Annotated in this window: 7 protein-coding genes and 4 pseudogenes; 5 read left to right on the plus strand and 6 right to left on the minus strand. The window is 67.8% G+C overall.

The features are described 5' to 3' along the window. Window positions 1-31: 31 nt before the first annotated feature. Window positions 32-769: a transposase gene (locus OG259_RS41920; protein WP_443052100.1), complete on the plus strand. Its 738-nt coding sequence runs from the start codon at window positions 32-34 to the stop codon at window positions 767-769. Then, a pseudogene (locus OG259_RS40715) lies at window positions 697-1179 on the plus strand (transposase); the annotation flags it as partial. The gene OG259_RS41920 and the pseudogene OG259_RS40715, both read left to right, overlap by 73 nt. Before the next feature lie 62 nt (window positions 1180-1241). Here the strand turns inward: OG259_RS40715 and OG259_RS40720 are convergent. The 6 genes and pseudogenes from OG259_RS40720 to OG259_RS40745 form a co-directional block, all read right to left on the minus strand. Then, entirely contained in the window at window positions 1242-2849 is a 1608-nt protein-coding gene (locus OG259_RS40720; protein WP_328946867.1) for a serine/threonine-protein kinase, read from the minus strand. 406 nt (window positions 2850-3255) lie between these two features. Further along, a pseudogene (locus OG259_RS40725) lies at window positions 3256-3636 on the minus strand (integrase core domain-containing protein); the annotation flags it as partial. Between the two features lie 226 nt (window positions 3637-3862). Beyond that, window positions 3863-4915, minus strand: coding sequence for a saccharopine dehydrogenase (locus OG259_RS40730; protein ID WP_328946869.1), 1053 nt, complete (start codon window positions 4913-4915; stop codon window positions 3863-3865). Window positions 4916-5638: 723 nt separating this feature from the next. Next, entirely contained in the window at window positions 5639-7225 is a 1587-nt protein-coding gene (locus OG259_RS40735) for an N-acetylmuramoyl-L-alanine amidase (protein ID WP_328946870.1), read from the minus strand. 450 nt (window positions 7226-7675) lie between these two features. Continuing rightward, window positions 7676-7813 (minus strand): annotated as a pseudogene (locus OG259_RS40740) (IS5/IS1182 family transposase); the annotation flags it as partial. Between the two features lie 10 nt (window positions 7814-7823). Further along, a pseudogene (locus OG259_RS40745) lies at window positions 7824-8578 on the minus strand (transposase family protein). A gap of 334 nt (window positions 8579-8912) precedes the next feature. Here OG259_RS40745 and OG259_RS40750 point away from each other — a divergent pair. From OG259_RS40750 to OG259_RS40760, 3 genes are all read left to right on the plus strand, one after another. Beyond that, window positions 8913-9431 carry a hypothetical protein gene (locus tag OG259_RS40750; protein WP_328946871.1) on the plus strand — a complete coding sequence of 173 codons (519 nt, stop codon included), beginning with the start codon at window positions 8913-8915 and terminating at the stop codon, window positions 9429-9431. A gap of 124 nt (window positions 9432-9555) precedes the next feature. Beyond that, window positions 9556-10920, plus strand: coding sequence for a glutamate decarboxylase (locus tag OG259_RS40755; RefSeq protein ID WP_328946872.1), 1365 nt, complete (start codon window positions 9556-9558; stop codon window positions 10918-10920). 847 nt (window positions 10921-11767) lie between these two features. Beyond that, entirely contained in the window at window positions 11768-13258 is a 1491-nt protein-coding gene (locus tag OG259_RS40760; RefSeq protein ID WP_328946873.1) for a hypothetical protein, read from the plus strand. The last annotated feature ends 599 nt before the right edge of the window (window positions 13259-13857 follow it).

The raw sequence follows: 13857 nt of genomic DNA on the forward strand, positions 1-13857 counted from the left end.
GGGCCGCCCGGCAGAGGCGTCATGATCGTTCATGGGTGGGGATCTGTCGCAGCGGCTCGTGCCGGATGATCTCTGGACAATGGGCGAGCCGGTACTGCCGTCCTTCCGCTCGCGCCCGCAAGGCGGTGGCGTCACGCCGATCGACCAACGTGCCGTGTTCACGGCCGTCGTGTACGTGCTGACCAGCGGGTGCGCGTGGCGGTATCAGGCACCGACGTTCGGAGTGTCGCCGGCGACGGCTCACCGAAGGTTCTCCGTCTGGACGACATCCGGAGTGCGGCGCCAGCTGCACCGGGTGGTTCTGGACGAGATCGGAGCCCGCGGCGGACTGGACGGGAGCTCCGTGATCGACGACGCGGCCTCGGTACGCGCGAAAAGGGGGTCCGCTGGCGGGGCCGAATCCGGTCGACCGGGCAAAACGGGCAGCAAACTGCACGATCTGACCGACGTGCAGGGGCTGCCTGTGGTCGTCGGGGTGTCCGCCGCAAACGTCAACGATGTCCAGGCGCTTCGCCCGCCCACCCATCCCGGCCGTCCGCTCACGCCGCGGCCCCCGTCGGCGGCACCCCGACAAGGTCAGGGCCGACAAGGCCTACCACTCGGCCGGCAACCTGGCCTGGCTACGCGAACGCAACATCACCCCACGGATCGGCCGGCCTGGCAGGGAGTCCTCCGAACGCCTCGGAAGGCACCGATGGAAGATCGAGAGGCCGATCTCCTGGCTGTTCGGAATCCGACCCCCGCGGCCGCCCGCTCTCCTTTGTCCTGACCGAGGGTCAGGCCGCCGACAGCCCCCGCTTCATCCCGGTCCTGGACAAGGTCAAGGTTCGCGGCCGCGTTGGCCGCCCGCGCACCCGACCTGACGCGGTCGCCAGCGACAAGGCGTACAGCTCCCGCGCCAACCGCGCGTACGTGCGCAATCGGAACATGAAGGCCGTCATACCGGAGAAAGTCGACCAGGCCACCCACCGCAAGAAGCGAGGCAGCAGGGGTGGACGGCCCGTCGCGCACGACGTCGAACTCTACAAAGGCCGCAACACCGTGGAACGCTGCATCAACAAGATCAAGGCGTGGCGAGGGCTCGCCACCTGCTACGGCAAGACACCTGAGAGCTACCTCGCTGGGCTTCACCTGCGTGGGGCGTTGATCTGGCTTTGCAACCTGAGCCCAACCACATGATCACGACTGAGGGCAGGCCAAGACCCGGAGCAGCTCACACCTCTGCAGGGCCGGTCGGGCTGTTACCTACTGAGTTCCGGCTTCCAGCGCGAGCCCGCGTGGCGGGCGAGGGCAGAGATGAGTGCCTGGTGCTGCTGCTCGGTCATTGGACCGAGGGCGCAGAGCGGCCAGCGCCCTGCCGTGCCTTGGGGGGAGCGAGGGTGCACCACGCCCGCGGGTCTTATGGGACTGAGCTGCGGACCCATTCCCGCGGGCTGGATGTGCAGCACGGTGTAGCTGGGGCCCCAACGGAATTCCGCGGCGTGCTCCAGCGAGACGGTCGATGCGAGGCCCCAGGGATACACCCGGTGCCCCGCACGGCCGGTGGCGGGCGTGGCATGGCGTGGGTCTGTGGTGGTGATTCCAGCGGCGTCGACGCGGAGTGACCAAGGGCGTCTGTCTTTGAGCGCACGCCGGTGTCGCCCCCAGTTCAGGGTGGCCGCCCCGAGGTGCCGTCCGTACAGGAGGTGGAGCAGAATCGGATAGAGCACGGAGCCGACGAACACGGCCACCGGAACGTCAGAGAGTTGCATGTCGTGGGGGTCGTTTGAGTTGGCCAGCAGCACGAATACCAGCCACGCGTGGAGAAACGGCCATGCGAGGACGGAGAAGAGAAGCCAGTGACGTCTCAGGGAACGACGGCTATATGTCGCATAGCTGGAAATGGGGTCCTGTCCGGTCCAGGTGATCTCGAAGGCATCTTCGTTGTCTGGCGTCTCACGTGTGAGGGTCCGGGTCGGTGCGGCCCGTGACACACGCTCGGTGTCGGGTTCGCGTGCTCCCGCGCTGCACGTGGTGACGGAGGGCCGGAGTTGCTCCAGGCGTTCGTAGACGACCGAGGCGCTTTGGGGCCGGCGGCCCGGGTCGCGCTGCAGCAGCTCGGTGAGCAACTGGGCAATGGCCTTCGGCACATCCCCGCGCTGGCTGCTCAACAGCGGTGGTTCGTCGTCGAGTTTGCGACGGATGATTGAGAGGGGGGAGCCGTCGCTGAAAGGAGGCTTGCCGGTGAGCAGGGCGAAGAGGACGCTGCCGAGGGCGTAGAGGTCGGAGCGTTCGTCACCGCGCTGGTCGAGGAACTGTTCCGGTGCGCCGTAGGGGGCTGTGCCGACGGGGGCGAGCATGGAGGTGGGGGCGACGGTGAAGGTGTGGGTGTGGGCGAAGCCTGCGATGCCGAAGTCGACGACTTTGATGCGGCTGTCAGCGGTGAGCATGACGTTGGACGGTTTGATGTCGTAGTGGATGACCTTGGCCCGGTGGGCGGCGACAAGGGCGGCGCAGATCTCCTGGGTGATCTCCAGCGCCCGTGCGACGGGCATGGGGGCCTGCTCGTGCATGTGGTGGGCGAGCGTGGTGCCGTCGATGTGTTCCATGACCAAGAACTGCATGCCGTCATGGATGCCTCGGTCGTAGAGGGAGACCACATTGGGGTGGTTGATCTGTGCGGCGGCCACGGCTTCGCGCTCGAACCGATGGAGCAGGTCCGGCGAGGCGTCGTCGTCGCGTACAAGCAGCTTGATGGCCACGTTGCGGTGGAGATCACGGTCGCGGCCGGCCCAGACTTCGCCCATCCCGCCCCGGCCAAGCCGCTCGCGCAGCTCGTACTTGCCCGCGATCAATGTGCCGTGCTCCACCTGCACTCCAATCGCCTGTCTTGTGCCATGTAGCTGACGGACACCAGTGTTACGGACCACGCTTGGAGGTGTAGGGCGGTTCCCGATGTTTGCCTGGTCGAGCACACCGAACGAGCAGCAGCGGAAGTTCAGCCCCTGAAGCGAGCGGCCCGGGCGACATTCGAGGCAGGCAATTCACATGTGCCAGCGCCCTGACCACGCCGCCTCATCACGGACGCAGTCACTGCTCCCGCAGACGACGGCCCACTCGATCTGCTTTGGTCGAGATGAGAGGGCTTCGGCATCCCTGGCACACAGTGCACACCGTCTTCACCGGCTGAAGCCGCAGCCGGCTCTCCGCAGCCTCCGCCCCACCAGGTGATCACGACTGGAGACTGGCGCTAGGTGTGCACCTGCCGGCGCTTGGTTAAAGCGGGGTCTGGGCCTTCTGCTTGAGGCGTTCGTAGGGCGTTTGGCCGCCGAGGGCGCCGTGGGGGCGGTGGCAGTTGTCGTAGTCCTCCCACTCGCGGAACTTGTCGTTGAAGACACCGATGTCGTCGATGACGACGCCGTCGAGCATGCGGTAATACTCCTCGGCGTCGATGCGGGGGGAGCGTTCGCCCTTGCCGTTGAGGTGCGGTGAGGCCGGTTTGATGTAGGTGTGGGCGATGCCTCTGTCGAGGACGTTCCAGTGGAAGGCGGAGCGGAACTCCGCGCCGTTGTCGGTCTGGATCACCTCGACGCGGAACGGCAGACGCTTCAGGACGTAGTCGAGGAACTGCATAGCAGCCTTCTGGTCGCACCGAGGGGCATGACAGATCTCCGTCTACTCGGAGACCCATGTGTAACCAACGTCCAGCAATCTCATGCCTAGCGCCGCATCAGGCAACCTTCGCCCTATTGTCGGCCGGCAGCGCCACGTCCTGACCGCTGCTCTGTCGACGTGCATGGCGTCGGAGGACGAGGAGGCTGCGTTCTACGCCCTGTGGCGGGCCGAGTTCCCCTGTATCCGCCCGGAACGCGGCCTGGGCCGGTCATCCGCCGTCCACGGAGGCGACGGCTCGCCGGAAGTCGTGCAGGCAGCGCTCCCACACCGGTGATCCCTCCCTCAGCGCGAGGAGAAGGGGCCACAGGTCGGCGGAGAAGGCGCGACTGGCCTCGGCGGGAAGCAGGGAGGGCAGGTTGTCGATGGCGATGACGTCGAGCGGCCGGGAGTGTCGGCGCAACTGCTCCACCGGATGCTCCCAGTCGGTGGCCCGGTCGTAGACCGGGAGCGCGTTGAGGTCCGAGCCGACATCGCAGGTGACGTCACTGATTACCGACAGGCGTCGCCGCGGGTCGTCCAGATCGGCCCTCGTCAGGAACGGGGCCACGGGATGGTCGGTGCCGATGGCGTTCACAAGGATGTCGTGCGCGAGCAGCGCGTCGCGGTCCAGCGCCCGGGTCTCCGCGCTGTTCCACCGGCTCGCCTCGACACCGGCGGTCCTCAGCGCATCGCAGGCCCCTCGCCCACCACGCCCATACGCACCGATCACCACGGCCGTGAGGCTCTCGCCGGCAGGGGACGGACGCAGCGTCGCGTCCAGCGCGCCCTGGGAGAGCGAGACCAGCGGTGAGGTGAGCAAGCCCCTCCGGTGGAGAACCGCGAGAGCCGCACCCGCGTAGCCCGCCCAATGCCCGAACGCGGCAAGACGGTGGCCGTCCACGTCCACCAGGGACTCCAGGTCGAGCAGCACGCCCCCTCCGGCCTCGAACCGCCGCAGCAGGGGCCCCGCACCCGCCTGTCCCTTGTATGCGTGCCCGAAGAAGATGTGCCGGTGTCTCAGCAGGGCAGGCTCGTCGGGAAGTTCCTTGAGGCCGAGGACGTGCTCCTCTGCGGGGCACAGGCTCACCCAGCTGCCCTGAGGCACGATCTCGCAGCCGGCAGCGGCGTACTCGTGGATCGGGAAGACGCGTTGCGTGGACTCCTCGACGGTGAGGAGGACCCCGCGTTCGATCAGCCTGCGGGCGTCTTCTGGAGCAAGGGCGGCACGCTGCTCATTCGGCCGGGTCTCGTGTCGCATCCACAGGCTCAGAGTGTCGGGCATCGGACGAGTGTCCGATGTGCCCGCCGGGTTGTGTGCCGCGGCTCACCGCCATGGCATGCACGTGGCCCGTTCGCGTGACTACCGTTCGGCGCAGCCCGAGGGGGGCAACAAGGGACCGGTGACCTCCCGGTCACCGGTCCGGTGACCTCCCGGTCACACATGCCCTGCGTGGACAGCAGCACCTCTGGGCACGCCGCCAGGTCACCGGCCCGGTACCTTTGCGGACGATCCCCAACAGGCGCTGCCCCTCGTCGCCATCAATCGCGCGGACGCGCACTCCTTCTGCCACCCCGACAGCCTGGCGACACCGCGCAGCCCGGACCAGCGCCGTTGCACCCCGCATGATCGCGCACGGCATCAACATGAACCGCGTCCGTTCCTCGAGGTCGAAGACTCGCTCCTCGGCGTTGTCTCACTACGCCTCCCGCAAGACATCGACGCACTCGGCGAGCGCATCATCGACAACGAGCTGGCGGCCGTCCTGCGCTTCCACATCGTCAGCGTCATCTGCGCCGACGGCGACACAGTCAGCCCGGCGGCCAGCCCGGGGGCCAGCCCGCCGGCCAGCCCGCCCGCCAGTCGGGTGGGCAGCGGCGCGCCGGGGAAGAAGGGCCGGGCCTCCTGCGCTGCGGCGTCAGGCGCCGTTCACAGTAGGAAGACATGGCAGTGCTGCCACGGCTCTGCCGTGACAGCACTCTGAGGCGCGGGCCGACTCCGAAGCTGTCAGTCAGTCTCGGCGGTGTTCACGGTAGCCAGACGCCGGTTGTACTGGATCACGTCGTACTGCTGGTCACCGGTGACCACAACCTCCGGGCGCGTGGGCGTGGCAGGGAAGAAGTCGTCGGCGTCCACCGATGTGGGAGCGGCCACGTACGCCTGCCCCTGAGGGAACGTGTACATGCTGAACCGCGTCTGTTCCGATGCACGCACTCCCTGGGGGTACTCGTCGGCTCGAGGGTAGGCCGTTGTGTAGACGGAGACGGACTTCGCCCCACTCGCGGGACGGACGATCCGCGCGTTCGGGGCGGGGCGAGTGTTCGTGCCCGCCGGGTTGTGGATCCATCCCTTCTGGCCACCGAACCAGATGGCCGTCCAGTCCCCTCGCATGTCCGCGACCACGAATTCCTGCCCCCACATGGCGGTGGATCCCCAGTCGTCGATGCGTTGGCTTCCTGCCGACCCGTCGGGGCGAAGGGCGAGGTCGGAGACGAGCGGAGCGTCGGCGCGGGGCTCCGTGCGCACGTAGAGGAAGTTCGAAGGCTGTGTCTGGGACCGGCACGTCGGGGCGCAGACCGTGACCGTCTGCGCGTTCCGGCCGTAGGCCGGGGCGATCGTGACCGCCTGTCCGATTCCGATGTTCCCGCCCGTCTCTCCTCCCTCGGCCTCGCGCTCCCGGCGGTGGTCGGTGTCGAGGAGAGCCATGAACTTCTCCCAGTCCCAGTAGGGGCCGGGGTCCCAGTGCGCGTCCGGCACGCGGGCCGGCCTCGGCGGAAGGACGTTGTCGTGCCCGATGATGTGCTTGCGGTCCAGCGGGACGTCGAAGCGGCGTGCCAGGTAGACCACCAGCGCGGCAGTCGCCTTGTACTGGGCCGGAGTGAACCAGGTGGGCCCCTGGGCAGCGTATCCCTCCAGTTCGATACCGACGCCGTGCAGGTTGGTCCAGTAGTTTCCGGCGTGGAAAGCGATGTCCTTGGTGGCGACCATCTGCGTTGCCGCACTGCCGTCGGCCTTCATCACGTAATGCGCGGAAGCCCCGCTGACGGGATCCTGGAACCAGCTGATTCCCCCGTCGTAGGACCCTTCGAGGTCATGGATGACGATGAAGTCGACATCCATGCCGTTCGAGTTCCGCGTGGACACCTGGTAGTTCGAGGCAGCTGCGGGAACGAACCGGCAATTCAGCTCGCTGGGGCACTCCGGCACTGCCGCCGCGACCGTCGTCCGCAGCCCCAGGGACGCGAGTTGCGACCTCGTCGGACGGACGGACGGCGTCTTCGTCAAGGAAACCCTCTGGCCGTCCTTACGTACCCTCTGCTTGCCGGTGCGGATCACCGCGAACACGCCATCGGCGAACCGTCCGGCCGCGGCGGTGTCGGCGGCCTGGCTGTACTGCGCCACAGCTCCGTACCAGCCACCCGGGTCGGGCGGCATCTCGCGGGTGACCTGCCGCTGGTACGAGGCGAGCAGTGCAGCGCCGCCTCGAAGGTTCTGCAGCTCGTCTCGCTGGAGCGTCTGGGGTGCGACGCCGATCATCGCGGCGGCGGCCTGCAACGTGTGCTCGGACGGGTCGTCGGTGCCCGTTGCGTCCACTGGACCTTCGCCTGGGCGATGGTCGTACGTTCTCCCCGACGTCGTGTCCGTCAGGTGCATCGGACCATAGCCACCCTTGGTGCTCGGGCGGCCGTCATGGGACTCCCACCAGGAGGACTCGTAGCTGACGCCGAGGAGTACTTCCTTCGGCACACCGAATTCTGCCGCCGCTTGCTCGGCCGCCCGCTCGAAGCCGCCGGGTGCCGCGTCGGAGGGCCGGGCATTCCCGGCGGTGGCACATCCCCAGATGAGGGCTACCGCCACTCCCGCAGCGCCGAAACCTTGGTGCCGCCGGTGTCTTCTGGTCATCCCATGTCCATTTCGCTGTGGCGGTCGTGGTGTGGTCCAGGGCCGATGCTGCGGCCGTCACAATCCTTTGGAGGCGGCCTCCGGGCCCCATCGACACGCCCAACACACAGAGCCCCGTCACCGCACCGGAGCAGCGATCCCACGCGTGGGGACCAGCGTGCCGTCGGCGATCAACACGGTGTCCTTCGCGAACCGCTTGCGGGGCCGCGGCGCGCACGTCCGCCCGAGACGGTGAGCGATCCGGTCCGCCACTGGTGTGCAAATTCCAAGCCATTGAGCCTTTCCAACCTCACTTTGAGCAGGTCAGATGCAGGGTGAGGACGGCTCGGACGATGTTGGTGATGCGGACGGTGCTGCATCGCAACTTCCGCGGGAGGCGCCAGGCCTTCAGAGTGGCCATGGCTTGCTCGCCCAGGGCCCGGATGCGCGCATGGGAGCGGTCGACGGCCTGCTGACCTGGGGAGAGCCGGTCCCATCGGCCGCGGAAGGGCACGCGGACGGTACCGCCGGCGCCCTGGTGGCCCTTGTCCGCCCAGCAGGGCAGGCCCGTGTCGGCAAGTGCGTCGATGATGCCGTGGGTGGGGGCCGCCCTGATGTCATGGACGGCGCCGGCGAGGGCCACAGCAGTCGGCCGTGTGGATCGGCGAGGACCTGCACGTTCATGCCGTGCCTCTTGTGATTTCCGGAGTAGAAGGGCCGGTCGGCGGTGATTCGGTCGATCGGCAGCAGGGTGCCGTCCAGGATCGCGAACGCCTTCTGGGTGGCGGTTTTCATCGCGGTGGCCAGGTCCGGGGCGAGCGCGGCCAGGAGCTCCACGGCGTCGGTGACGTACCGGTAGGCAGTGATGGTGCCGATCCCGGAGCCGGCGGCGAGCTGGCCGTAGGTATGGCCGCACCGCAGGTGAGCCAGGGCCAGCAGGGCCTGGCGGCCCGCATTCAGTCGGCGCCAGCGGGTACCGCGTTGCCGACGGTGGGCCCGCAGCCGGGCGGACAACAACCGCAGCGACGAGCTGGACATGTCGGTCCCGGACGGGTAGACAAGCATGCGAAACCTCTGGTGGAAACGGTTCTCTTGGTCGAAAACCGAGCTACCAGGGGCTTCACTGCGTTGTCAGGCCAACTGGCCAACTGGCCAACAGCCAGCCCAGCTTGGAAAGGGGCTCGCTGTTCCCGGACATGCATGGACCGGCCGCTGCCACCAGCCTCGCGCCCGCGAGACGCGCGCAGTGGACAGCAAGGCGTCTCGGCTGCTCGGATTCCACGCCGTACCCGTACGCGTGTACGGCGTTCTGTGGTGATGCCAGTGATACTGGCGTAGCCGGAATCAAGAAGTGGGCCGCCGGGGGGCATAGATGGGCGACTTTCGCGTGAGTCGAGAAATGCCGTTTGTGGAGTGGAGGAACCCGGCGATCGCTGCCGAGGTCTATGCGAGGTGCACTACTCCTCGCGGTGAGGTGACCCTGGTCCGGGAACGCGGCCCACGGACCCGTCCGGAGGACCACGCCGATGCGGTGGAGAGCTGGACGGTGTCCCTGCGAGACGGAGAAGTCACGCTCAAGGTTCACCGGCTCGTGCCAGAGCCGCTGCTGATGCGGTGGCGGCTCTGGAAGGGGTTCGAGGGCGAGGTGGACGGGGAACCGTTCCGTTTCACCGGCACGTCCGCGCTACGGCGCTCTCGCCGGTCGGTCACGTACGAAGGACCCACGATCGATGTCCGGATCGTGCCGCGCGCGTTCAGCCTTCGTCTTGTCGAGCAGGGGGAGGAGATCGGATTCCGGTCATTCAGCAATCAGTGGGAGCTGCCGGACCCCACGGATCACGCCGTACTGGCCGTCTGTCTCTTCGAGTGGGCCGGGTTGGAGGACCTGCTCAGGACACCCGTGCTCCGGGACCTATGACGGGCTGGTGAAGGCCTCGTCATTGCTCTGCCAGGAGCTTCGTCATTCAGCACCACGGCGCCCAGCTGTTGTGCCTCGGCGTGTCCCTCGCGAAGCCGGACAGCCTGGCTGTTTGAATCCCCGCATGACCAAGCGTGACGATGAGTCTCTTTTCGGTAATCGATTCCTGACCGTACCTGCTCCCTCGGAGACCTTCCCAGAAGAAGGTATGGCCGCGACGGACGCGATGAGGCTCGTGGATGTGGATCTCGCCATGGAGGGCGACCCGCAACGCAACCTCGCCACGTTTGTCACCACGTGGATGGAGCCGGAAGCGCAGCGGCTCATCGCCGAGAACCTCCACCGCAATTTCATCGACCATGCGGAGTACCCCATCTCCGCCGAGATCGAGCAGCGTTGCGTGCGCATGCTCGCCGATCTCTTCAATGCGCCTGGCAGTACGACCGGATGCCGGACCCAGGGCTCATCCGAGGCGATCATGCTGGGAGGACTGTCACTGAAGTGGAAGTGGCGCGAGCGCCGCCAGGCGGCCAACCTGTCGATCGATCGGCCCAATTTGATCTTCGGTGGGGACGTCCACGTCGTGTGGGAGAAATTCTGCCGCTACTTCGACGTCGAGCCGCGGATCGTGCCGCTCGCGGAAGGCAAGTACACGATCGGCCCTGAGGACGTGGAGCCCCACCTCGATGAAAACACGATCGGCGTCGTCGCCGTACTCGGCACCACTTTCACGGGCCACAAGGACGACGTCGTCGGGATCGACAAGCTGTTGCGAGACGTCCGCAAAGAGCGGGACCTCGACATTCCCATCCACGTAGATGGCGCCAGCGGCGCATTCGTCTGGCCTTTTCTCTACCCGGATTCGAAGTGGGACTTCCGGCTCGAGCAGGTCCGTTCGATCAACGTCTCGGGCCACAAGTACGGCCTGGTCTACCCCGGCATCGGCTGGCTGATCTTCCGTGAGGAGTCGGACCTGCCCGAAGACCTCGTGTTCTACGAGAACTACTTGGGAAAGACCGACTCGACGTTCACCTTGAACTTCTCCACCGGTGCGTCGATGGTACTCGCGCAGTACTACAACTTCGTACGACTCGGCCGCCAGGGCTACACCTACGTCATGAAGATGATGCAGGAGAACGCCCGCGTATTGGCGAACAACCTGCAAAGCAGCGGACGCTTCGAACTGATCGGAGCCGACCTCGAGCAACTGCCCCTGGTCGCCTTCCGCCTCGCCGGCAAGCACTCCTACGACGAGTCCGACATCGCATGGCAACTCGCCGCCGAACGCGGCTGGATGGTGCCGGCGTACACGCTCCCGCCCAACGCGGAACGGGTGAAGATCCTGCGTGCCCTGGTCAAGGAAACCCTGAGCCGCGAACAGATCGATCGCCTGAGCCAGGACATCGCCGACGCGTGCCGCACCCTGGACGCCAAGGGCGCGACCCACGACGCCGAGCGAGCCCAGGTCAAGCGCGGCACCGGATACTGACGCGCCTTCGCCACCCGCGCACACACCCGCTCGCGCTCAGGGCACGCAGGGCTTCGTAGGTGACGACCGATCCGAGTGAGTGCGCTACGGCACCCCTCGTGCCACTGTGCCCGAACGTCCGGGCAACCCTTCCCGGGGCCACCGCCGACGCTCCGGGGAGGCGAGGCGGCTGTAGACCTCCGGCATGAACGCCGCCACGATCCGCCCCCGCCATGACAACGGCATGCCCCTCCATGGCTGCTCCCCGCCGACCGGGGGGCCCACATCCGGGAGTTGGTCGAGTCTCCTGGTGGCTTCTCCCCGCTCGCGCGGGGACCAGGCTCCGCCACCCGTCGCAGCTCCTGAGCCAGGACGGCGGCTGTCCGAGAGAGGCGATCCGGTCTATCCGAGTCGCCCCGGGCAGTGCGGGCAGACTCGGCCCCCTTCCATCCACCCGCCTTCCTGTCTCTGCCCGCCGGAGGCCCCGCTACCCGGCGGCAGCACAGTCACAGGTCTGGGCGGGCCCACCGCATCACGTGCCGAGCCTGGGGCCGCTCCTGCCACCCGTATTCGAGGCGAGCCAGGGGCGGGGGAGTGGTGACGTCGGTCAGCTGCGTGGTTGCCGATCCTCAGCAGGCCGGCTGCCGGCCACCGACCGTCGAACTCCACCGGCGGTCCTGCACGCCGCCTTACGACGATGCGCCGGAGCTCAGGTGGCACGGGTCCGGGGTGCGTCCGATTGCACCCTGTAGTGCGGCAAAAGGACAGGTCAGGAGGGGAAATTTCTGGTTGACCAGGGTTCCGGTACGGGTGATAGTGACGGTCGCGGCCGCTTCAGTCCGGCCTGCTGTACCAGGGGTGGGGACTCTTGAACGACAACAAGGACGACGTGCGTGACGACGTGCGTGACGACGTGCGCGACGAGGTGCGCGACGATGTGCGAGGGCGGGTCGATGCGCTCGTCTCCGTGGGCCGGCCGGCCGAGGCTCGGGCTACCGCGCGGGCCGCGCTTGAGACCGCCGGGCCCGACGCCGGACTCTTCCTCGCACTGGCCCGCGCCCATGTGGCAGAGGATGACGACGACCATGACGACGCGGCCGAGCGGGTCTTCCGTGAGGGTCTGGACACGTTCCCGCACGACATAGGCTTGCTTGCCGGGTACGCCGAACTCTGCGCCCGTACTGACGCGCTGGACCGGCCGGGGCGACATGCCCGGGGCCCCGCGCTCCTGGCCCGGTTGCGAGAACTTGCGCCGCATTCACCGGAGTTGCTGCGGGCCGAGGCTGCGGGAAGCTCCGTTTCTGCCAACGGCAAGGACAGTGCCTCGGTGCGCCGGGTGCAGTCGTTCGACGCGGCCCGTGCCTTCGCCTCAGCGCCCACGCCTCAGGCTGCCGCTGCTCAGGCCGCGCAGTGGGCCGCCGCGGCCCCGCACGTTCTGCGGCTCGCCGTGCTCGCCGAGACAACGGCCGCCCTCGCCGCCCCCGGCCGGACCTGGCCGCGCCTGCTGTTGCGTCGAGGCCTCGAATACCGCCTCGCCACGGGCGTGGTCGTCGCTGCGTTGATAGTCCTGCGCATCACCGTCCTGCCGGCGGTGCCGTACGGCGTGGCGGCGGGAGTGGGGCTGCTGCTGGGCCTGCCGTTCCTCAGTCTCCGCAGACAGCTGGCTACCGCCCGCGAGCGGGCTGCCGAGCGGATGGCCGCAATCGCTACCGAGGCCGCATCCGGCGACGAAGCGGGCGCCGGGGCCGAAGGCGTCGAGGCGCCGGAGCTGCCGCCCGTGCCGCGCGTCACTCCTCGTGAGTACGTCTTTGCCGGAGCCGGACTCGCGCTCCTGCTATGCATTGGCGTCACGGCGTACGCCTCCTCCCTCACGTATCCCCGCTACGACATCGTCGCCCACGACACCTTCCGGGGCCTGCAAGGCTTCGACCTCCGTGAGGAGTTCGACCCGTTCGACGCCGTGCCCGACGGGGAGAAGGAAGGGTCGACCGCCCGGGTGTACGTCGCTCAGGACGCTGCTCCTGACGCCGCTGCCGAGTACCTGGTGGCTGTGACGACCGGAGACTTCCACGAGATGCGGGAGTCGTACGTGTACGACGGCGGGCTCCTTCCCGAAGAGACGGAACGGGTCGGCACCGTCCACGACACCTGGCGGGCAGGGGCCGGTCCGCACGGCGCCTGGATGCAGTGCCTCACGTACACCGAGAGGGCCACCGGCACGCTGCGGGCGATGTGCGTGTGGGGCGACAAGGGCAGTATCGGCATGGTCCTGTTCACGGCTGCAGACATGAACCGAGACGCGGTCGAGGACACAGCCCGGTCCGTCGGCGCCGACTTTCTCCGGCCCGCTGAGGACTGACCCACTACGACGCGACTGGACCGCCGAAACAGGCTGCCGCCCCGCCCTGCCCCCAACTTCCCGCGCGCTTGACCCTCCGGTCCGAGGCACGCGCCCGATCCGCCCCTCCTCTGAGCCGTACAGGTGTCACAAAGCGCCACCACCGGCTCAAGACCCCTCCCGACCAGGTAATCAGGACACACACCGCCCACACACAGCGCTCTCCTGCAACAGGCACTCGCGCACGGCTCCCCCTTGGAAGGCACCTGTGACACGAACAGGGTCGACACAGCAGCTCCAGGGGCGCTTACAGGGGCACAGGTAGCCCCCGCTCTGCCCAGGCATGCCTTCGACCGGACTCAATCGACTGTGTAGGCCTTCTCTCCGACCATGAATGGGGCGTCGGCAGGGCCCTTGATGTAAGGGCCCCGCCAGATCACACGGTGCTCCTGGGTACTCGGGTACCACTGGCGGACCTTGTGCATCCGTACGGTCCAGCGGTGGTGGTAGCCCGGCTTGTGTCCTCGTCGTCCGCTGAGCGTTGGCCTGGTACCTGGTGGGCGAGACGGATGACCCTGACATCGGGATCGGCCGGTGCTGCTCCTTGGGGGATCCGGCGT

This window comes from Streptomyces sp. NBC_00250, assembly GCF_036192275.1.
Classification (GTDB): Bacteria; Actinomycetota; Actinomycetes; order Streptomycetales; family Streptomycetaceae; genus Streptomyces.

What these genes read in the sequence shown, in the direction of transcription:
- OG259_RS41920 (WP_443052100.1), top strand. Translation starts at nt 32, where the DNA reads ATGGGTGGGGATCTGTCGCAGCGGCTCGTGCCGGATGATCTCTGGACA.
- OG259_RS40730 (WP_328946869.1), bottom strand. Translation starts at nt 4,915, where the DNA reads ATGCCCGACACTCTGAGCCTGTGGATGCGACACGAGACCCGGCCGAAT.
- OG259_RS40750 (WP_328946871.1), top strand. Translation starts at nt 8,913, where the DNA reads ATGCCGTTTGTGGAGTGGAGGAACCCGGCGATCGCTGCCGAGGTCTAT.
- OG259_RS40755 (WP_328946872.1), top strand. Translation starts at nt 9,556, where the DNA reads ATGACCAAGCGTGACGATGAGTCTCTTTTCGGTAATCGATTCCTGACC.